Origin of the sequence: Burkholderia sp. AU31652, assembly GCF_002223155.1 — a bacterium.
In the GTDB taxonomy this organism is placed as follows: Bacteria; Pseudomonadota; Gammaproteobacteria; order Burkholderiales; family Burkholderiaceae; genus Burkholderia.
The window spans coordinates 116598-137162 of the sequence record NZ_NKFG01000001.1 but is presented as its reverse complement, the minus strand read 5'-3'; the positions used below and the strand labels follow the sequence as shown (position 1 = coordinate 137162).

Sequence of the window (20565 nt, the reverse complement as noted above, 5' to 3'; positions counted from 1 at the left end):
GCATGCCCGAACGCCTTGTCGCACGCACCCCGTCGGTGCGGCACGCGCCGCGCCGGCGCATCCGGTACGCGCCGCGCGCCCGGCAATGCGCGACGGCCGGCTAGCCACCGTTCGCGGGCCGCAACCGCACGACGCGCGTGCCGCAATTGCCGTACGCCTGCGCGACCGCCAACTCGACGATCGCGCTGCCGGCCGGCCACGGCGCCGCGTCCGCCTCGGACAGATCCGTCCGCAGCGTCGCGCGCCCGTTGATCCGGTAACGGATACCGCGCACGAAGTCGACGAACAGCAACCCGACGCCGCTGCCGTTACACCGCGCCGCGTCAATCCGGCCACCGTCGCTCTCGCCGTACACCGGCAACACGAAGCGCAGCGTCTTCGTATCGATCACGCGCACGACCGGCAGCAGGTCGCCGTTCGCGTCGCGCCGGCTCTGCACGATGTCGCAGCTCACGCCCGCCTGCCCGCCGCACGCCGTGCCGACGAACATGAATGGCTGCGTCTCGATGAACTGACGCACGCCCATGCTCAGCCGCGTCGTCACGACGTCGCTCATCCGCTCGGCCTCGTCGGCGACGCCGAAGCGGTGATGCGCGTCGAGTTCACCGGCGTGGAACACGGGATGGCGCGGATAGGATCGGGGCGGTTCTGACATGGAGTTTTACGTCCGGTGCGCCGGCTCGACTTGCCGCCGCGAGCAAACGACCATCGGTATCGTTTCCGGCGAAGACCGCGACAATGCGCGGCCGGAACCAGATTGCAAATGCGAACGGGCGGAAACGGTCAATCTCCGGATCGCCGGTCGGCCGCGCGGCACGCATCCGCGCACCGGTCGTCGGCCAGGCAGCCACCGCCGCCCGGCGCGACACGCGTTCGACGACCCTCCGGTATCCGAAGCTTTACCGCTCGAGACGGCGCCCCGACCGGCCGACGCATACCGCGCCGCCGGCCGGCCAGGACGCCCACACTCGGATCAGAAGAACCCGAGCGCCTCGGCCTGGTAGCTCACCAGCAGGCACTTCGTCTGCTGGTAATTCGACAGCGCCATCTTGTGCGTCTCGCGGCCGATCCCCGACTGCTTGTAGCCCCCGAACGCCGCATGCGCGGGATACAGGTGGTAGCAGTTGGTCCACACGCGGCCGGCTTCGACCTCGCGGCCCATCCGGTACGCGCGCGTGCCGTTGCGCGTCCACACGCCCGCGCCGAGCCCGTAGAACGTGTCGTTCGCGAGTTCGATCGCGTCCTGCTCGTCCTTGAACGTCATCACCGACGCGACCGGCCCGAAGATCTCTTCCTGGAACACGCGCATCTTGTTGTTGCCGAGCAGCATCGTCGGCTTCACGTAATAGCCCGTGCCGAGCTCCGCCGCCGGCGCCGTGCGCTCGCCGCCGGTCAGGCATTGCGCGCCTTCGCCGCGACCGATGTCGATGTACGACAGGATCTTGTCGAGCTGCTGCTGCGAAGCCTGCGCGCCGATCATCGTCTGCAGGTCGAGCGGATGGCCGGCCTTGATGCGCTCGACCCGCGCGACCGCCTTCTCGATGAACTTCTCGTAGATCGATTCCTGGATCAGGATCCGCGACGGGCACGTGCACACTTCGCCCTGGTTCAGCGCGAACATCGCGAGCCCTTCGAGCGCCTTGTCGAGGAACGCGTCGTCCTGGTCGAGCACGTCGGCGAAGAAGATGTTCGGGCTCTTGCCGCCCAGTTCGACCGTCGACGGGATCAGGCTGTCGGCCGCCGCGCGCAGGATGTGCTTGCCGACCGGCGTCGAGCCGGTGAACGCGATCTTCGCGATGCGCTTGCTGGTCGCGAGCGCTTCGCCCGCTTCCTTGCCGAAGCCGTTCACGATGTTGATCGTGCCGGCCGGGAACAGGTCGCCGATCAGCTCCATCAGCACCAGCACCGACGCGGGCGTCTGCTCGGCCGGCTTCATCACCACGCAGCAGCCGGCCGCGAGCGCCGGCGCGAGCTTCCATGCGGCCATCAGCAGCGGGAAGTTCCACGGGATGATCTGGCCGACGACGCCGAGCGGCTCGTGGAAGTGGTACGCGACGGTGTTGTCGTCGATTTCGGAGATGCCGCCTTCCTGCGCGCGGATGCAGCCCGCGAAATAGCGGAAGTGGTCGATCGCGAGCGGCAGGTCGGCCGCCATCGTCTCGCGCAGCGGCTTGCCGTTGTCGATGGTCTCGGCCACGGCCAGCAGCTTCAGGTTCTTTTCCATCCGGTCGGCGGCGGCGAGCAGCAGGTTCGCGCGCTCGGCAACCGACGTCTTGCCCCACTTGCGGCGTGCGGCATGCGCGGCGTCGAGCGCGAGCTCGATGTCGTCGGCGCCCGAGCGCGGGATGCGACAGAACGGCTGGCCGTTGATCGGCGATACGTTCTCGAAGTACTCACCTTTCACCGGCGGAACCCACTTGCCGCCGATGTAGTTGTCGTATTGCTGACGGTACGGGTATTCGACGTCGAGGCCCAGTTGCTTCAGGTCAAACGGGTTCATACATGTCTCCTGTTCATCGTGCTTGTGTGAGTACAGCGCCGGTTGGAATTGCGCTGCACTCGTTTACGCAACATGCGTGCCAAACAGGACCGAAGCACGGCAACCGCGGCCGGCCCGCGTGCGCACCGTGCCGTGTTCACCGACGCAGCATGGCGGGTGTGCCGATTCTGAACAGCATGGTTGCGCAGCGCGCCGGGGCGGTGTTCGAAATTTCAACAGTGCGCGAGCGCAGCTGCGCGCGGAGGCAGGCCGCGCCGCGTGGCATGTCGCTTGCGTGCGCCCTGTGCATTCCTACGCAACGGCATGTGCGCCGAACCACACCATGAACGACCGCGGCCCCCTGACCGACGACGCCATCGCGTTCATCCGCGAGCAGGCGTTCCTGATCGTCGCGACCGCCGACGCGGCCGGCAACAGCGACTGCTCGTACCGCGGCCGCCAGCCGCGCGCGGACGGCTCGTTCGAGCCGCTCGTCGACCTGCCCGACCGCCGCACGCTCGTGCTGCCCGACTTCGCGGGCAACCACCTGTTCAACACGATCGGCAACCTGCTGGTGAATCCGGCCATCGCGCTGCTGTTCGTCGACTTCGTGCGGCAGACGACCTGGCTCGTGCAGGGCCATGCGACGATCGACGAGGAGGCAGGAAGCCGTGCGCATCTGTGGCCCGATGCGCGGCGCTATGTGGTGGTTGAAGTGGCGCATGCCCAGGCACGGGCGGATGCGACGCTGCCGCCGCTGGTGCTGGCTTGAGGGGCAAGGCGGATCGTCAGCGTGCGAATGCGGCGATGACGAAATCGATGACGAAATAGGACGACGCTCCGGCCGCCGTGGCCGGAGCCGCCCGTGCGCGACGACGCGTGGCTCAACGCGCGTGCGTCTCCGCACAAGCCGGTTCGATCCGGTTGCGCACCGGCACGTCGGCATGCGCGTGCTCGTCGGTATCGTCGCCCGTTTCGGTAGCCGCCGGTCGCCCACCAAGAAACGCAAACACCACCCCCGCACACAGCACCGTCACGACCGCCAGCCCGATCAACAACCGATCGAACGCATGCGTGTAACTCGCGAGCAGCGCCGCATGCCCGACACCCGGCAGCGCAACCGCCGCACCCGCAAGATCACCGGTCGCGAGCCGCGCCGCCGCACGCAGCGTCGCGTCGGGCGTGCCGGCGGCACCCGCCGCCTGCGTCAGCCCCGTCCGCGCGAGCCCAGCCAGCACCGCACCCACGATCGCGAGCGCGATCCCCTCGCCGGCCACCCGCGTCGTGCTGAAGATCCCCGTCGCCATCCCCGCGCGCTCCTTCGGCACGACGCTCACCGACAGCCCGTCCATCAGCCCCCACGGCATCCCGGCGCCGACGCCGATCGTCACCATCGGCGCGATCGCCGCGGCCCCCGCGCCGCCGCGCAGCGCGATGCCCAGCCACACGAGCCCGGCCGCCGCGATCAGGAGCCCGAACCCCGAGATCACGCCGGCCGACAGCCAGCGCGTGAGCGTCGCCGCGATGAACGGCACGATCAGCATCGGCGAGGAAATCGCGAGCATCAGCCAGCCGGCGTCAATCTCGCTGAAGCCGTCGATGCCGATGAAGCGCAGCGGCAGCACGACGAGCAGCACGATGTAGCAGCAGCAGGTCGACACCGGCAGCACCTGCACGCCGACGAAGCGCGCGATCCGGAACAGCGACAGATCGAGCATCGGCCGCGCGACGCGCGTCTCGATCGCGACGAACGCGCCCGCGCCGAGCGCCGCGCCTGCCAGCAGCGCGATCACCAGCGGGCTCGACCAGCCGCGCGCGGGCGCCTCGATCACGCCGAACGTGAACAGCGTCAGCGCGGTGGTGAACGCGGCCGTGCCGGGCCAGTCGAGCCCCGTCGCATGCGGGTCGCGCGACTCGTGCATGCGCGGCAGCCCGAATACGAGCGACAGCCCGCCGGCCACCGCGCTCGTCACGAAGATCGCGCGCCAGCCGTAATGCCCGATCAGCGCGCCGGCGAGCACCGGCCCGAACGCGAGCCCGATGCCGAAGGTCGTGCCGAGCAGGCTGAATGCGCGCGTGCGCGCCGCGCCGTCGAACTCCTGCGCGAGCGCGGCCGTGCCGCCCGCGAGCGCCGCGGCCGCCGCGAGCCCTTGCGCGGCGCGCAGCAGGTCGACCGCGAGCATCGACGGCGCGAACGCGAGCGCGACCGACATCAGCGTGAAGCCGCCGACGCCGACCGCGAACAGGCGCTTGCGGCCGAACTGGTCGGCCAGCGCGCCGGCCGCCATCAGGAAACTGCCGAACGCGAGCATGAACGCGTTGGTGATCCAGTTCATCGCGACCGTCCCGCCGTGCAGGTCGCGGCCGATCGCGGGCGTCGCGACGGCGCCGCCCGAAAACGACAGCGGCAGCGCGACGGCGGCCAGGCAGACGGCGGCCAGCACCCATGCGCGCCGGCGTGCCGACGGGTCCGAAGCGGCTGAAAAAGGGTGATCCATCATCGCTCCTCGAAAAGCCGGCGCGGATGCGCCGTCAGAGCGACAGAAGATAAATCCGATTCAATCGGCGAAAAACCACGCAAAGCTCCGTATATAACGGACTAAAATTCCGCAATTGACCCGCTCGCGTGCGTCGCCGCACGTCCTTCGATTCGATGGAAAACCTCACCGGCATCGTCGCCTTCGTCCGCACCGCCGAAGCCTTGAGCTTCGTCGCGGCCGGCCGCGCGCTCGGCATCTCGGCGTCGGCGGTCGGCAAGACGATCGCGAAACTCGAGCAGTCGCTCGGCGTGCGCCTGTTCAACCGCACGACGCGGCGCGTCACGCTCACCGAAGAAGGGCGGCACTTCTATGAACGCTGCCAGCGGATCCTCGAGGATTTCCGCGACGCGGAAGCGACCGTGACGGCCTCCGCGCAGCGCCCGCGCGGCAAGCTGCGCGTGAGCCTGCCGGTGATCGGCTACCGCTTCCTGCTGCCGGTGCTGCCCGAATTCCGGCAGCGCTACCCGGACGTCGAGCTCGATCTCGATTTCAACGACCGGATGGTGGATGTCGTCGAAGGCGGCTTCGACGCGGTGATCCGCAGCGGCCCGCTGTCGGATTCGAGCCTGATGTCGCGGCGGCTCGGCCCGTTCGCGTTCGTGCTGTGCGCGACGCCCGCGTATCTCGCGCAGGCCGGCACGCCGCGCACGCCGCGCGATCTCGAAGCGCACGAATGCGTGCGCTACTGCTTCCCGACCACCGGCAAGCTGCAGGACTGGGCGCTCGCGGCCGACGACGGCACGCCGCTGAAGCTGCGCACCGCGCTGACCTGCAACAACATGGAGGCATTGCGCGGTACCGTGCTCGCAGGGCTCGGCATCGGCTACATGCCCGACTTCCTCGCGCGCGATGCGCTTGAGCAGGGCGCACTCGTCACCGTGCTCGACGACTACCGGATCGCGCCGGGGCAATTCTCGATCGTGTGGCCGTCGAGCCGGCAGTTGTCACCGAAGCTGCGCGTGTTCGTCGATTTTCTGTGCGAGCGGCTGTTCAGATAGCCGCCCGTCAGGCCGCTCGAACGGCTCGAACACCACCACGCGGCGGCCAGCGCATGGCCCTTTTCAGTCCGCCCCGATCCGCTCCGCCTCCGCCTTCGGCAGCAACGCATCACTGTCGTCCTTCAACCCGACGCCCGTCAGCCCGAGCCGTCGCGCGTGCGTCATCAGGTAATGCAGCTTGTGCGCGGCCCCCGCGTACGGCAGCCCTTCAGGCCGCACGTTCGAGATGCAGTTGCGCAATGCGTCGTGGCAGCCGACCTTCGGCGCCCACGTCAGGTACACGCCGAGGCTGTCCGGCGAGCTGAGCCCCGGCCGTTCGCCGATCAGCATCGCGACCACCTTCGCGCGCAGCAATTCGCCGATCTCGTCGCCGAGCGCGACGCGCGCCTGCGTCGCGACAACCACCGGGCCGATCCGCCAGCCATCGGCATCGAGCCGCGGCCGCACGGCCTGCAGCAACGGCAGCGCCTGCTTCGCGGCTGCAAACGCCGACAGCCCGTCGCCGACCACGAACACGACGTCGGGCCCGTCGCCCGTCACCGCGTCGCCGTGCGCCGCCAGCAGCGCGCGCCCGTCATCCGACAGCTTGCGGCCGAGGTCGGGCCGGCGCAGGTAATGCTGGCGATCGGGCGCGGCACTCTGCACGCCGAGCGTCGCGAAGCCGGCCGCGTCGAGCTCGCGCCGCAGCGCGTCCGCGTCGAGCGGCTGGTGCACCGCGTCGCGCGCCTGCGCATGCGACAGGTTGAACGCAAGCAGCGGCGCGGTCGGCAGGCTGTTGCCGGCGCGGCCGAGCGCGATCCGCGCGTTGGTGAACGACTTCAGCTGCGCCCACGGGTTCTTTTCGACGGCGTCGCTCATGCCGAAATCCCCATCCAGTCGTTCGCGCCCGCGAGCAGCGGCACGCGCGACGTCGCCGCGCGCAACGCACCGTGCGCGTCGGCGATCTCCATCGTCTCCAGCCACTCCTCGAATTCCGGCGCGCGGCGCAGGCCGAGCACCTCGCGCACGTACAGCTGGTCGTGGAACGACGTGCTCTGGTAGTTCAGCATCACGTCGTCCGCGCCCGGAATTCCCATGATGAAGTTGATGCCGGCCGCACCGAGCAGCGTCAGCAGCGTATCCATGTCGTCCGAGTCGGCTTCCGCGTGGTTCGTGTAGCAGATGTCGCAGCCCATCGGCACGCCGAGCAGCTTCCCGCAGAAGTGATCCTCGAGCCCCGCACGGATGATCTGCTTGCCGTCGTACAGGTATTCCGGCCCGATGAAGCCGACCACCGTGTTCACGAGGAACGGCTCGAACTTGCGCGCCACCGCATACGCGCGCACTTCGCAGGTCTGCTGATCGACGCCGAAATGCGCGTTCGCCGACAGCGCACTGCCTTGCCCCGTCTCGAAGTACATCAGGTTGTTGCCGACGGTGCCGCGCTTGAGCGACAACGCGGCCTCGCGCGCCTCGCCGAGCAGCGCGAGCGAGATCCCGAAGCTCGCGTTCGCCTTCTCGGTGCCCGCGATCGACTGGAACACGAGATCGACCGGCGCGCCCTTCTCGACCGCCGCGATCGTGTTGGTCACGTGCGTGAGCACGCACGACTGCGTCGGCACGCCGTAGCGTTCGCGGAAGCCGTCGATCATCGCGAGCAGCTTCACGATCGCCGCGAGGCTGTCGGTGGCCGGGTTGATGCCGATCATCGCGTCGCCGCAGCCGTACATCAGCCCGTCGAGCATCGAGGCGGCGATGCCCTTCACGTCGTCGGTCGGGTGGTTCGGCTGCAGCCGCACCGACATCCGGCCCGGCAGCCCGACCGTGTTGCGAAAGCGCGTGACCACGCGGCGCTTCCGCGCCGCCGCGATCAGGTCCTGGTTGCGCATCAGCTTCGACACCGCCGCGACCATCTCGGGCGTGAGGCCCGGCGCGACCCGTTCGAGCGCCGCGCCGTCGGCGGCCGGCGACAGCAGCCAGTTGCGAAACTCGCCGACGGTGAGGTGCGAGATTTCCGCGAAGGCCGCCGCATCGTGATCGTCGACGATGAGGCGCGTGACCTCGTCGTCTTCATACGGGATCACCGCTTCGTTCAGGAATGCCTTCAGCGGCACGCCCGCGAGCGCGATCTTCGCGGCGACGCGCTCCTCCTCGCTCGCCGCCGCGACACCGGCGAGCTGGTCGCCGGAACGCAGCGGGCTCGCCTTCGCGAGCAGCGTCTTCAGGTCCGCGAAACGGTACGTGCGCGAACCGATCGTCTCCGTATAGGACATCTGCGAATCTCCTTGCCAAAAGCCGACGGCGCGCCCGTTCGACGGGGCGCGCCGGATGCCGTCAGGAACGGCCGTTCACCTGCACCTGCTCACTCCTCCAGCAGCACGTCGCCCGGCGCACTCGCACGCTGCGAACGCGTCGCGAGGAAGTACGCGTAGCCGAACGCGAGGAAGCCGAGGAACACCAGCGCGACCAGCCCGTTGAAGTACACCATCGTACCGAGACAGACGAGCGCGGCCAGGATCGCGAACGCCGGGAAGATCGGGTACAGCGGCGCGCGGAACGGCCGCGCCATGTTCGGCTGCGAGCGGCGCAGCTTGAACAGCGACGCCATGCTCACGATATACATCACGATCGCACCGAATACCGACATCGTCACGATATTCGCGGTCAGCGTCTGCCCGCCGAACTGGATCAGCTCGTCGCTGTAGATCGCCGCGATGCCGACCACGCCGCCCGCGAGAATCGCGCGATGGGGCGTCTTGAAGCGCGGATGCACCTTCCCGAGCCATTCCGGCAGGTAGCCTTCGCGGGCCAGCGCGAAGATCTGGCGCGAATAGCCGAGGATGATCCCGTGGAACGACGCGACCAGCCCGAACAACCCGAGCCACACGAGCATGTGCATCCAGCCGCTGTTCGCGCCGACGATGTACTTCATGGCCTGCGGCAGCGGATCGTTGATGTTCGCGAGCTTGGTCCAGTCGCCCGCGCCGCCGGCGAACACCATCACGCCGATCGCCAGTGCAACGAGGGTCAGGATCCCGGCCACGTACGCGATCGGGATCGAGCGCTTCGGGTTCTTCGCTTCCTCGGCGGCCATCGCGACGCCTTCGATCGCGAGGAAGAACCAGATCGCGAACGGGATCGCCGCGAACATCCCGTGGAACGCGCCCACGCTGAAATGATCGGCGCCCGACCAGCCGCCTTTCATGAAGTTGCTCCACGCGAAGCCCGGCGACACGACGCCCATGAACACCAGCAGCTCGAAGATCGCGAGCAGCGTGACGACCAGCTCGAAGGTCGCCGCGATCTGCACGCCGACGATGTTCAGCGCCATGAACACGAGATACGCGCCCATTGCCGCATGCTTGGGCTCGAGGCCGGGGAACTGCACGTGCAGGTACGCGCCGATCGCGAGTGCGATCGCGGGCGGTGCAAACACGAACTCGACGAGTGTCGCCGCACCGGCGAGATAGCCGCCGGTCGGGCCGAACGCCCGGCGCGCATACGCGAACGGGCCGCCCGCATGCGGGATCGACGTCGTCAGCTCGGTGAAACTGAAAATGAAGGTGGTGTACATCGCCGCGACGAACAGCGCGGTGACGACGAAGCCCAGCGTGCCGGCGCTCGCCCAGCCGTAGCTCCAGCCGAAGTACTCGCCGGAAATCACGAGGCCGACCGCGATGCCCCACAGTTGCCAGGTCCCGAGCGTCTGCTGCAGCGCGGGCTGGCCGGACGACTTGGCGCCGGCGGCGGGCCGGCCATTCGACTCTGCTTTCATCGGACTCTCTCCTCAAAGGCGCCGTGCCTGCCGGCCTGCGCGACTGAGAATCGATGCTAGAGAGTCATTAAACGACGTGTTATCGAAATTCGGCAAAGATCGCGGCTGACATTTCGCTTGCGGAAATGCCGACACGGAACGCGTGACGAAGCCGACACGCCGCAGGCGGCACAGCGACAGCCTTCGCCGAACGCCGACAGCCGGGCGCTGGCGGCGCCGCCCGAGCGGACGCTGTCGCGTGGCGTTCCCGCCCGACCGGATACATACGCGGCCGCAGCGCCGTCCGGCCATGCAGCGCGGCCGGACAGAGGCGCGACGGTGGCGTTACTGGCCGCCGCCGCGCTGGTTGAACCAGCGGTCGAGCAGCTTGCCGGCCGCTTCGCGGCCGCCGAGGCCGAACGACAGCGCCACCGCCACCGCGATCGCGCCGAGCACGAGGCCAAAGGCGAGCTGGACGATCTCGTTCGCGATGCCCATCGCGCGCAGCCCCATCGCGAACACGAGGCCCAGGATCGCGAACTGCGCGATGCGCGCGAACAGCACGCTGTGCTCGCGGTCGGCCTGCTCGATCACGCGGCGCGCGAGGCCCGCGAGCCACACACCGATCACGAGGATCACGCCGCCCATCAGCACGTGGCCGCCGAATTCGATGAACAGCGTGACGACGTCGCGCACCTGCGAGAAGCCGAGCCGGTTCGCGGCTTCGACCGACGCGAACAGCATCGCGAAGAACACGATCAGCCGCGCGACCAGCACCGACGGCTGCAGGATCCCCGAGAACACGCGCTCGACGCCGAGCACGGCCGGCAGCCCGTCGGCGCCCGCGGCCTCCAGCAGCTTCTGCGCGAGCGACGCGACGAAGCGCGCGAAGTAGAACGTCACGAGCACGATCACGATCGCCGCGACGATGTCCGGCACCGCGCCGAGGAACTGGTTCAGCATGTTGGTGGCCGGCACCGAGATCGCGTCGATCTTCAGCGCGTCGAGCGCGGAGATCAGTGTCGGCACGAACACGAACACGTAGACGATCGTGCCGATCAGGCTCGACACGCGCACGGGCGTCGGGCTGTCGAGGCGCTGCGTGAGGCGGTCGGCGCCGGCGGCGACGAGCAGGTTCGTCACGAGGCCGCGCAGCACGCGCGCGACGATCCAGCCGACGATGCCGATCACCGCGGCCGCGAAAATGTTCGGCACGATCGCGAGCAGCTTGTCGACCATCCCCTGCACCGGCGACAGCAGCCCCGACAGCGCGAACGACGCGAGGATCGCCGGCAGGAACATCAGGATCACGAGCCAGAACAGCACGTCGCCGAGATAGCCGGTCATCGGCTGCATGCCGGCGCCTTCGGACAGCTTGTCGTCGATCTTGCTCGCCTTCAGCGCGCGGTTCGCGAGGCTGCGCAGCAGCGACGCGATGAGCCACGCGATCAGCGTCAGCGCCGCGCCGCCGATCAGGTTCGGCAGGTAGTTGACGATGTGGGTGACGAGCAGCGAGAACGGGTTGGAGACCGCATACAGGTTGAGCACGTTGAAGATGCCCACCGCGGTGACGAGCAGCACGAGCCAGAACAGGCCGCCCGCGATGATGCGCTCGACGCAGGCGCCCTGGCCGGTGCTTTCGTTGATCCGCTGATCGACCTTCAGCGCACTGAGCAGGCGCATCGCGCCGGCCCGCACGACGACGGCGATCAGCCAGCCGATCACCAGGATGCCGATCGCGCCGGCGATCTTTGGCAGATACCCCCCTAGCGTGGTCTGCAGCGACGTGATGAAGCTGGAAGCATCCATTTCTTCTTCTCCCGAAAACGTGGTGTTGCGATTGAACATCGACGAACTACCTGCGTACTTCGAAAAACGTGCTGCCCCGACGGAGCAACTTACCCGAGAAAAATGACGCGATCACCCGATTTCACCGTCTTTAACTTTAGTCATAGATCGCAGGGGGGCAAGACCCCATTTCGCCAAAATAAAATGGGGCTCGACTCGTTGGCCTCCTACGCATTTCCGCAAGATTTATCAAATCGGGCCGTGCTACCGTGACGTCGGTTCCTGCCCTGACACGCCGATGACCATCGAAACGAAACCCGACCCGCCCGCCTGGCTTCGCTATGCGGCGAGCGTGGCGCGCGTGCACGAGTACATCCGCGCACACCTCGACGGCCCGCTCGACCTGAACCGGCTCGCCGAAGTTGCGTGCCTGTCGCCGTATCACTGGCAGCGTGTCTATCGCGCGCTGTATGGCGAGTCGATCGTGCTGACGGTGCGGCGGATGCGGATCGTGCGCGCGTCCGAGGATCTCGTGTGCACGGCGCGGCCGATCGACGAAATCGCGCGGCGCGCGGGCTACGGTTCGACGCATGCGTTCGCGCGGGCGTTTCGCGACGCCTACGGCGTGCCGCCCGTGCAGCACCGTCGCACGGGCAGCCACCGGCCCATCTATCCGTTACAGCGAGGAGAAGCAGACATGTTCAAGCATGAAGTCGAGATTCGGCGGCTACCGGAATTACACGGCTATGCGGTGGCGCACACCGGGTCGTACTTGAAGGTCGGCGACGCGTTCGCCCGGATCGGTGCGTGGGCCGGTCCGCGTGGGCTGATCGGCCCGGGCGCGAAGATGATCGGGATTTTTTACGACGATCCGGACACGACGCCCGAAGCGCAGTTGCGCGCAAAAGCGTGCTTCATGCCGGCCGACGGTGCGCCTGACATCGAACCCGCGCCGCCGGTGGAGCGTGCGACGGTCGCGGGCGGCGAATACGCGGTGCTGCTGCATACGGGGCCGTATGCAGACCTGAAGACGGCCTACCAGTGGCTCTACGGCGACTGGCTGCGTCACTCGGGCCGTGAAGCCGCCGACGCGCCGCCGTTCGAGCTGTACCTCAATACGCCGATGGATGCCGCGCCGGCCGACCTGCGCACCGAGATCTACCTGCCGCTGCGCTGATCGAACGGCCTGCGCGGCGGCCCTGAAACGAAGCGCGCCGGCTGGCGTTCACACACCGCCGGCGCGAATGCGCGGACCAACCGGCTTACGCAGCCTGCGTCCCGCACCCGGGGCAAAACCGCGCGTCGTCCGCCAGCGCCGAGTGGCAGCGGCTGCAGGACTTGCCGCGTTGCGCGGCACCGCACTGCGCGCAGAAGCGCGCATCCGCCGCATTGAGTGCGCCGCAGCCCGCACAGGCGAGCTGAGTCAGCGGCACGTTGCCGCCGGCCTGCCCGCTTCGACTGTCGGCCGGCGCCTGCCAGCCCCAGCCGTGGCGATCGCGGCCGCGCGCATCGTGGCCGCCGTGCCCGTCCCGGCGCTGCCCGCCGTGATGCCCGCCACCGTGGCCGCTATTGTTGCCGTGCCCGCCGCCATGGCCACCGCCATGGCCGACCAGGATTCGTTTCAGAAAACTCATCGCCCGCTCCTCAACGCTTGGCCTGCGCGCCGCCAAACGCCCCAGAGGACGACAGCAGCCGCAAACCGTTGGCCACGACGATCAGGCTTGCGCCCGCGTCGGCGAAGACCGCCATCCACATCGTGCCGAGCCCCGCGACCGTGAGGCCGAGGAACACGATCTTCACGCCGAGCGCGAAGCCGATGTTCTGCACCAGTACACGATGCGTCGCACGCGACAGCCGCACGAACGCGGGGATCTTGCGCAGGTCGTCGTCCATCAGCGCGACGTCGGCCGTCTCGATCGCCGTGTCGGTGCCCATCGCGCCCATCGCGAAGCCGATGTCGGCGCGCGCGAGCGCCGGCGCGTCGTTGATCCCGTCGCCGACCATCCCGACCGCGCCCGCGCCGCCGGCCGACAGCTCCTCGACCGCCGCGAGCTTGTCTTCCGGCAACTGGTTGCCGCGTGCGTCGTCGATGCCGGCCTGCTGCGCGATCGCCTGCGCGGTATGCGGGTTGTCGCCGGTCAGCATCGCGGTGCGGATGCCGAGCGCATGCAGATCCGCGATCGCTTCACGGCTCGTCTCCTTGATCGTGTCGGCCACCGCGAAGATGCCGAGCACACGCGCTTCGTCGACCAGCACCACGACGCTCTTGCCCTGCCGCTCGAGCGCATCGAGCTTCGCTTCGAGGGCCGTCGAGCAGCGCTCGAGTTCCTCGACGAGCCGGTGGTTGCCGAGCCAGTAGCGCGTGCCGTCGATCGTGCCGCGCACGCCGCGCCCGACGATCGCTTCGAAGTCCTGTACATCGGCGAATGCCGTCGTGCCGCCGTCGCGGGCAGCCGTTGCGATCGCCTGCGACACCGGGTGATCGGAGCGCGCCGCGAGGCTCGCGCCGAGGTGCCGCACGCGTGCCTCGTCGGCGTCGGTCGCGTGCAGGTCGAAGTCGGTCTGCACCGGCTTGCCGTGCGTGATCGTGCCGGTCTTGTCGAGCGCGAGCCACGCGAGCTTGCGCCCTTCTTCCAGGTACACGCCGCCCTTCACGAGAATCCCGCGTCGTGCGGCGGCCGCGAGCCCCGACACGATCGTCACCGGCGTCGAGATCACCAGTGCGCACGGGCATGCGATCACGAGCAGCACCAGCGCGCGGTAGATCCAGTCGTGCCACGCACCGCCCATCACGAGCGGCGGCGCCACTGCGACCAGCAGCGCGACCGCGAACACGATCGGCGTGTAGACGCGTGCGAACTGGTCGACGAAGCGCTGCGTCGGCGCCTTCGCGCCTTGCGCTTCTTCAACTGCGTGGATGATCCGCGCGAGCGTCGAGTTGGCCGCGACGGCCGTCACGCGATAGTCGAACGAACCCGATTCGTTGATCGTGCCCGCGTACACGGCGTCGCCGGTCGTCTTTTCGACGGGCAGGCTCTCGCCGGTGATCGGCGCCTGGTTCACCGTCGAGCGGCCCGCGACGACTTCGCCGTCCAGCCCGATCCGCTCGCCCGGCTTCACGCGCACGACTGCGCCGAGTGCCACCTGCGCGGCCTCGATCGTGCGCCACGACCCGTCGGCGTCCTGCACGGTCGCGGTGTCCGGCGCGAGCTGCATCAGGCCCTGGATCGCATTGCGTGCCCGGTCGAGCGACTTCGCTTCGATCAGCTCGGCGATCGTGAAGAGCACCATCACCATCGCGGCTTCCGGCCACTGACCGATCGCCATCGCCCCCGTCACCGCGATGCTCATCAGCGCGTTGATGTTCAGGTTGCCGTTGCGGATCGCGATCCAGCCCTTCTTGTACGTGGTGAGCCCGCACGCGAGCACCGCCGCGAGCGCAAGCGCCGCCGCGAGCCACACGGGCAGGCCTGCCCAGGTCGCGCCTTCGGACGCGATCGCGGCGACACCGGCGAGCGCCAGCGGCCACCACGGCTTCGGGGGTGCGTCAGCGACGCGCGCGGCCGGTGCGCCGGGCGCTGCCGCCTCGGGCGTCATCCCGAGCGAGCGGATCGCGCTTTCGATCGCCGGCTGGGCGTCCGGCACGTGCTCGACCGTCAGCATCCGCTGCATCAGGTTGAATTCGAGCGCCGACACTTCGCTCATCCCGCCGAGCTTCTTGCGGATCAGCGTTTCCTCGGTCGGGCAGTCCATTTGCATGATCCGGAATGCGGAGCGCACGTGACCCGACGCGGTCGCCTGCGCGACCGGCAGCGGCGCGAGCGTCAGCGCGGCGGGCGCGCAGCAATCGCCGGCCGCGTGGTCGTGGTCGTGGTCGTGGTCGTGGTCGTGACCGGCATGGTCGTGCGCGGCGCTGCCGTGTGCACAGGCGGCGCCATGGACATGCCCGTCGCCGTGCTCGTGTGCATGCTCAGGACCGTGGTCGTGGTCATGTTCCTCGCCGCTGCCGTGGCTGCAACCGGCGCCGTGGACGTGACCCTCTTCACGACCCGCGTGCCCGTGATCATGTTCAAGATCGTGGCTGCGCGCATGCGGCTGCGCGCCGCGCGCTGCAGCGACCTCACCGTGCGCGTGCTCGCCGGCCACCGGCGCCGCATCGGCGACGGTGGCCGTATCCGTATCGTGCGCGTCGGCGCAGCACGGGGCGGCGCCGCCGGCATGACGGTGTCGTGGGTCGTGGGTACGCTGGGCGTCGGTCATGACAACCTCCTCAATGGCTAACGGTGTAGAGTTAACACCCTGAAGCCACTACAAGGTCAACCCTTGCACGGGAGAAAGGTATGAAGATCGGCGAACTGGCCAAAGCGGCCCGCTGCACACCCGAGACGATCCGTTTCTACGAGAAAGAGGGTCTGATGCCGGATGCGGAGCGCACCGACTCGAACTACCGCAACTACACCGACGTGCACGTCGAACGGCTGCGCTTCATCCGCAACTGCCGCGCGCTCGACATGGCGCACGACGAAATCCGCGCGCTGCTGCAGCTCACCGACACGCCGGCCGATCCTTGCGATTCGATCAACTCACTGCTCGACGAGCACATCGGGCACGTCGATGCGCGCCTCGCGGAACTTACACATCTACGCGACCAGCTCACCGAATTGCGCCGCCAGTGCGTCGGCGAGCATTCGGTCGAAGATTGCGGCATCGTGCACGGTCTCGCGACGATGGAAACCGTCGCCCCGGCCGCGAAGCGCTCGCACCTCGGCTGAAACCCTTGTGAAATATGATAGTCTGGTTGAGAATAGTTATATTCTTACTAGATATTGAATAACTATTCATGTCCACCAGTCGCCCGTCCCCGCTCGCGCTGGCCGTCCTCGCGACGCTCACCGAAACGCCGATGCATCCCTACGGGATGCTGCAGCAACTGAAGGCACGCGGATACGACGAAGTCGTCAACGTGCGCCAGCGCACCAGCCTCTACCAGACGATCGACCGGCTGCTGCGCGACGGGCTGATCGCCGTGCATGACACCGAGCGCGACGGCGCGTTTCCGGAGCGCACGCTGTATGCGCTGACCGAGGCCGGCCACACGGCGGGGCAGGCGTGGCTGCATGCGCTGCTCGCGGAACCCGCGCGTGAATTCCCGGCGTTCGGCGCCGGTCTCGCGTTCCTGCCGCTGCTCGATGCCGAAGACGCCCGCCACCAGCTCGAGCTTCGGATCACACGGCTCGACGCGGAGCGCGAACGCCTCGAAACGCTGCGCGCCACTGCGCAGGCCGACCAGGTGCCGCGCCTGTTCCTGCTGCAGAACGAGCATGCGCTCGTCCTGCTCAATGCCGAACTCGACTGGGCGCGCAGCGTCGTCGAGCACCTGAAGATCGGTGCGCTGCGTTGGGTGGACGGCTGACGCGTCACGCAGGCCGATTCGCGCCGGCAACGTGCGTCGCCCCGATCAAAGCACCTTGCCGGGATTCAGGATGCCGAGCGGATCCAGCGCGGCCTTCAGGCGTCGCATCAATCCGATTTCCGCGTCGCTGCGCGTATGCGCGAGATAGGGGCGCTTGAGCACGCCGATCCCGTGCTCGGCCGACACCGAGCCGCCCATGTCCCGCACCACCGCGTACACGCAATGATCGAGCGCATCGAGGTCCGTGTCGGTCATCCCGGCCAGCGACACGCCGATATGCACGTTGCCGTCGCCGACATGACCGAAGAACAGGCACGTGACGTCCGGCCAGCGCGCCCGCAACGCCGCCTCGCAGCGCTCGGCGAACGCGCCGAGTTCGCCCGTCGGCAGGCTCACGTCGAAGTTGACGAGTTGCGGCAGCGCGTCGATCGCGAGTCCTTCGCGCAGCGTCCACAAGTCGCGCGCCTGCCGCTCCGACGTCGCGAGCACCGCATCCTCCACGAGCCCTGCATCGAACCCCGCCGCGAGGCCGGTTTCCAGCGCCTGGTGCGCATCGCCGCCCGGCGCGCTCGTCGCGCATTCGATCAGGATCGCGAAGCCGTCGTCGCCGACGAACGGCGCCGAAACACCCGGCGTATGACGCGCGACGTAGTCGTAGAACGCCGGCCACATCGCCTCGAAACTGACGACCTCCGGCAACATGCGCACGCGGTTCCACAGCGCGACCACCGCGTCGTAGTCGCGCACGCAGCAAAGCGCCGTGGCCGGCGCGGCCAGCAGCGGATGCAGCCGCAGCACCGCGCGCGTGACGACGCCGAGCGTCCCTTCGCTGCCGATGAACAGCTGCTTGAGGTCGTAGCCCGCATTGTTCTTCAGCATCCGGTTCATCGACGACACGACCGTGCCGTCCGCGAGCACCGCCTCGAGCCCGAGCACCTGCTCGCGCATCATCCCGTAGCGGATCGCGCGCGTGCCGCCCGCGTTGGTCGCGAGCATGCCGCCGATCTGGCATGAGCCGCGTGCGCCGAGATCGACGCCGAACGTGAAACCCGCCGCTTCCGCAGCTTCCTGCACCGTCTGCAGCGGCGTTCCGGCGTGTACCGTCATCGTGCCGGCGGCCGCGTCGAGCGCCTCGATGCCCGCGAAGCGCTCCATCGACAGCACCACCTCGCCGCCGAGCGCGACCGCGCCGCGCGCGAGTCCCGTCAAACCGCCCTGCGGCACGACCGGCTGGCCGAGCCGCGCGCACAGCGCGAGCGTGCGCGACACGTCGTCGACACTGCGCGGTCGCACCAGCGCGCGCGGCCGCACGCCGGCCGGCTCGTTGTACGCGGTGAAGTAACGCGGATCGATGTCCGCCGAGCGCGTGACGAGCGCATCGCCCAGTTCGGCGACGAGCACGGCTTCGACCGCATCACCCGGCAACGATGCGCCGCCCTGTTCGCCACCCGCGGCGGCCGTGTTCCGGTTCTGCATCGCGCGCGGCTCCGCTTACTTCGCCGAGATGTCGATATCGCCGAAATACTTCAGGCCGAGCGACTTCACCGTGCCGTCCGCCTTCAGCTTGTCGATCGCCGCATCGAGTTTCGCCTTCAGCGCGCTGTCGCCTTTACGCAGCCCGAATGCGATGCCATTGCCGAGAATCTTGTCGTCGCGCACGGGCTGGCCGACGAACGAGAAGCCCTTGCCGTCCGGACGCGACAGGAAGCCGCGCTGGCCGGACGGTGCGAGCACGAGCGTCGCATCGAGACGGCCGGCCACGAGGTCCGCGTACGCCTGGTTCTGGTCCTGGTACGCGACGACCGCGACGCCCGCCGGCTCCCAGTGCGCCTTCGCGAAGGTTTCCTGGATCGACGCCTGCAGCACGCCGACGCGCTTGCCCTTCAGCGATTCCGGCGTCGGCAGCAGGCCGCTGCCGGTGCGGGCGATCAGCTGGGTCGGCACGCGATAGATGATCGTCGTGAAATCGATCGCCTGGCGCCGCTGCTCGGTCGCGTTCATCGCCGAGTTGATCGCGTCGAACTTGCGGCCCTGCAGCGCGGGAATCAGGCCGTCGAACGACGTCTCGACCCATTTGCACGACAGCTTCGCCGTCTGGCAGACGGCATTGCCGACGTCGATGTCGAAGCCCTGCAGGTCGCCGTTCGGCGCTTTCGATTCGAACGGCGGGTATTGCGCTTCGAGGCCGAAGCGCAGCGTCTGCGCATCGGCAAGCGCCGCGCCCGAGCCGATGGCGCACGCGAGTGCGAACGCGAGTTTCAGGGTGGCCGTGTGCTTCATCGTGATCTCCTGTGTCTGGTCGGTGCGACGCTCCCGTCGCCGGTTGACGTACGGGCCTTACAGCGAACGCAGCCGCCGCGCGCCTTCGACCAGCGTCGCGTCGTCCTTCGAAAAACTGAGCCGGATCACGCCGGCGTCGGTGCCGTCGGTATAGAACGCCGACAGCGGAATCGTCGCGACGCGTGCATCGCGGATCAGGCGCAGCACGAAATCGCTGTCGCTTTCGTCCGAGAAGTGCCGGAAGCGCGCGAGCATGAAGAACGAGCCTTCGCTCGGCAGCAGCTCGAAACGCGAATCGGCCAGCTCGCGCGCGAGCAGGTCGCGCTTGGCCTGGTAGAACGCCGACAGGCCAAGATAGCTGTCCGGCCGCGCGAGGATCTCCGCGAACGCGACCTGCATCGGCGTGTCGGCCGCGAACACCATGAACTGGTGCACCTTGCGGATCTCGTCCATCAGCTCGGCCGGCGCGAGGCAATAGCCGACCCGCCAGCCCGTCACGTGGAACGACTTGCCGAACGACGACACGATCACGCTGCGCTCGGCCAGCTCGCGATGGCGCGCCATGCTCTGATGCTGCGCGCCGTCGAACACGACGTGCTCATAAACTTCGTCGGACAGGATCACGATGCCGGTATCGCGCGTGAGCTGCGTGAGCCGTTCGAGATCGTCGGCCGAAAACACCGTCGCGGTCGGGTTGTGCGGCGTGTTGACGATGATCATCCGCGTGCGCGGGTTGATCGCCGCGGCGACTTCGTCCCAGTTCACGCGGAAATGCTCGGGCGACAGCTTGATCGCCACCGGCGTCGCGCCCTGCAGCCGCACGATCGGCGCATAGCTGTCGAACGACGGCTCGAAGTAGATCACCTCGTCGCCCGGATGCACGAGCGCGCTGATGGCCGCGTAGAGCCCTTCGCTCGCGCTGGCGATCACCGTAATCTCGGTGGCCGGGTCGTAGTGTGGGCCGTACAGCGCCTCGGTCTTCTCGGCGAGCCGCTCGCGCAGCGCCATGACGCCGGACATCGGCGCGTACTGGTTGTGCCCGTCGCGCATCGCGCGCGCAACGCCTTCGACGAGCGCCGGATCGGGCGCGAAATTCGGCGCCCCCTGCGACAGGTTCAACGCATCGTGCCGGGCAGCCAGTTGGCCGATCACCGTGAAGATCGTCGTCCCGACGTCGGGCAGTTTCGAACGGGGCGCGGTCGCGCTTCGCATGACTCCTCCTTCTGATGTCCTTCGGGCGGCCGCGCGCGACACGCGCGGCCTGCATCTGTCGCACGATTTAGCCCGAGCCAATATCGGTGGACAATCGAAAGTTCGTCATGGCGGCCATGCAT

General features: G+C 68.4%; 17 protein-coding genes. 5 read left to right on the top strand and 12 right to left on the bottom strand.

The annotated features are described in order from the left end of the window. Positions 1 to 100: 100 nt before the first annotated feature. Positions 101 to 655 carry a hypothetical protein gene (locus tag CFB40_RS00640; protein ID WP_089430421.1) on the bottom strand — a complete coding sequence of 185 codons (555 nt, stop codon included), beginning with the start codon at positions 653 to 655 and terminating at the stop codon, positions 101 to 103. Between the two features lie 318 nt (positions 656 to 973). Further along, a complete protein-coding gene (gene exaC / locus CFB40_RS00635) occupies positions 974 to 2500 on the bottom strand; it encodes an acetaldehyde dehydrogenase ExaC (RefSeq protein ID WP_089424179.1) in 1527 nt (508 codons plus the stop codon). A gap of 322 nt (positions 2501 to 2822) precedes the next feature. Between exaC and CFB40_RS00630 the strand changes: the two genes are divergently transcribed. Continuing rightward, entirely contained in the window at positions 2823 to 3251 is a 429-nt protein-coding gene (locus CFB40_RS00630; RefSeq protein ID WP_089424178.1) for a pyridoxamine 5'-phosphate oxidase family protein, read from the top strand. A 112-nt stretch (positions 3252 to 3363) separates the two neighbouring features. Here the strand turns inward: CFB40_RS00630 and CFB40_RS00625 are convergent, their stop codons facing one another. Continuing rightward, positions 3364 to 4977, bottom strand: a complete 1614-nt coding sequence (locus CFB40_RS00625) for an MFS transporter (RefSeq protein WP_089430420.1) — start codon at positions 4975 to 4977, stop codon at positions 3364 to 3366. 155 nt (positions 4978 to 5132) lie between these two features. Between CFB40_RS00625 and CFB40_RS00620 the strand changes: the two genes are divergently transcribed. Next, entirely contained in the window at positions 5133 to 6017 is an 885-nt protein-coding gene (locus tag CFB40_RS00620; protein ID WP_089424176.1) for a LysR family transcriptional regulator, read from the top strand. Positions 6018 to 6080: 63 nt separating this feature from the next. Here CFB40_RS00620 and eutC read toward each other — a convergent pair whose 3' ends face one another. From eutC to CFB40_RS00600, 4 genes are all read right to left on the bottom strand, one after another. Further along, a complete protein-coding gene (gene eutC, locus CFB40_RS00615) occupies positions 6081 to 6875 on the bottom strand; it encodes an ethanolamine ammonia-lyase subunit EutC (RefSeq protein ID WP_089430419.1) in 795 nt (264 codons plus the stop codon). Further along, positions 6872 to 8269, bottom strand: a complete 1398-nt coding sequence (locus CFB40_RS00610) for an ethanolamine ammonia-lyase subunit EutB (RefSeq protein ID WP_089424174.1) — start codon at positions 8267 to 8269, stop codon at positions 6872 to 6874. Before CFB40_RS00610 ends, eutC begins: the two co-directional genes overlap by 4 nt. Before the next feature lie 89 nt (positions 8270 to 8358). Beyond that, complete coding sequence (gene eat, locus CFB40_RS00605) at positions 8359 to 9771, bottom strand: ethanolamine permease (RefSeq protein WP_089430418.1); 1413 nt, start codon at positions 9769 to 9771, stop codon at positions 8359 to 8361. A gap of 324 nt (positions 9772 to 10095) precedes the next feature. Then, positions 10096 to 11559, bottom strand: a complete 1464-nt coding sequence (locus tag CFB40_RS00600) for a mechanosensitive ion channel (RefSeq protein WP_089424173.1) — start codon at positions 11557 to 11559, stop codon at positions 10096 to 10098. Positions 11560 to 11836: 277 nt separating this feature from the next. Between CFB40_RS00600 and CFB40_RS00595 the strand changes: the two genes are divergently transcribed. Next, on the top strand, positions 11837 to 12715 hold the full coding sequence (locus CFB40_RS00595; RefSeq protein WP_089424172.1) for an AraC family transcriptional regulator: 879 nt from the start codon (positions 11837 to 11839) through the stop codon (positions 12713 to 12715). A gap of 85 nt (positions 12716 to 12800) precedes the next feature. Here the strand turns inward: CFB40_RS00595 and CFB40_RS00590 are convergent, their stop codons facing one another. Beyond that, positions 12801 to 13172, bottom strand: coding sequence for a zinc ribbon domain-containing protein (locus tag CFB40_RS00590; RefSeq protein WP_089430417.1), 372 nt, complete (start codon positions 13170 to 13172; stop codon positions 12801 to 12803). Between the two features lie 10 nt (positions 13173 to 13182). After that, the gene (locus tag CFB40_RS00585; RefSeq protein ID WP_089430416.1) at positions 13183 to 15798 is read right to left on the bottom strand and encodes a heavy metal translocating P-type ATPase; all 2616 of its coding nucleotides are present in this window, start codon (positions 15796 to 15798) and stop codon (positions 13183 to 13185) included. Positions 15799 to 15878: 80 nt separating this feature from the next. Here CFB40_RS00585 and cadR point away from each other — a divergent pair, with 80 nt between their 5' ends. Together cadR and CFB40_RS00575 are read left to right on the top strand one after the other, a co-directional pair. Beyond that, the gene (gene cadR / locus CFB40_RS00580) at positions 15879 to 16310 is read left to right on the top strand and encodes a Cd(II)/Pb(II)-responsive transcriptional regulator (protein WP_011350541.1); all 432 of its coding nucleotides are present in this window, start codon (positions 15879 to 15881) and stop codon (positions 16308 to 16310) included. Between the two features lie 68 nt (positions 16311 to 16378). Then, positions 16379 to 16951, top strand: a complete 573-nt coding sequence (locus CFB40_RS00575) for a PadR family transcriptional regulator (protein ID WP_089424169.1) — start codon at positions 16379 to 16381, stop codon at positions 16949 to 16951. Between the two features lie 45 nt (positions 16952 to 16996). Here CFB40_RS00575 and CFB40_RS00570 read toward each other — a convergent pair whose 3' ends face one another. The 3 genes from CFB40_RS00570 to CFB40_RS00560 are packed head-to-tail and all read right to left on the bottom strand — an operon-like array spanning position 16997 to position 20443. Further along, on the bottom strand, positions 16997 to 18427 hold the full coding sequence (locus CFB40_RS00570; RefSeq protein WP_089430415.1) for an FAD-binding oxidoreductase: 1431 nt from the start codon (positions 18425 to 18427) through the stop codon (positions 16997 to 16999). Positions 18428 to 18442: 15 nt separating this feature from the next. Continuing rightward, entirely contained in the window at positions 18443 to 19231 is a 789-nt protein-coding gene (locus CFB40_RS00565; protein ID WP_089430414.1) for an ABC transporter substrate-binding protein, read from the bottom strand. Positions 19232 to 19288: 57 nt separating this feature from the next. Next, positions 19289 to 20443 carry a pyridoxal phosphate-dependent aminotransferase gene (locus CFB40_RS00560; RefSeq protein ID WP_089430413.1) on the bottom strand — a complete coding sequence of 385 codons (1155 nt, stop codon included), beginning with the start codon at positions 20441 to 20443 and terminating at the stop codon, positions 19289 to 19291. Positions 20444 to 20565 lie beyond the last annotated feature (122 nt).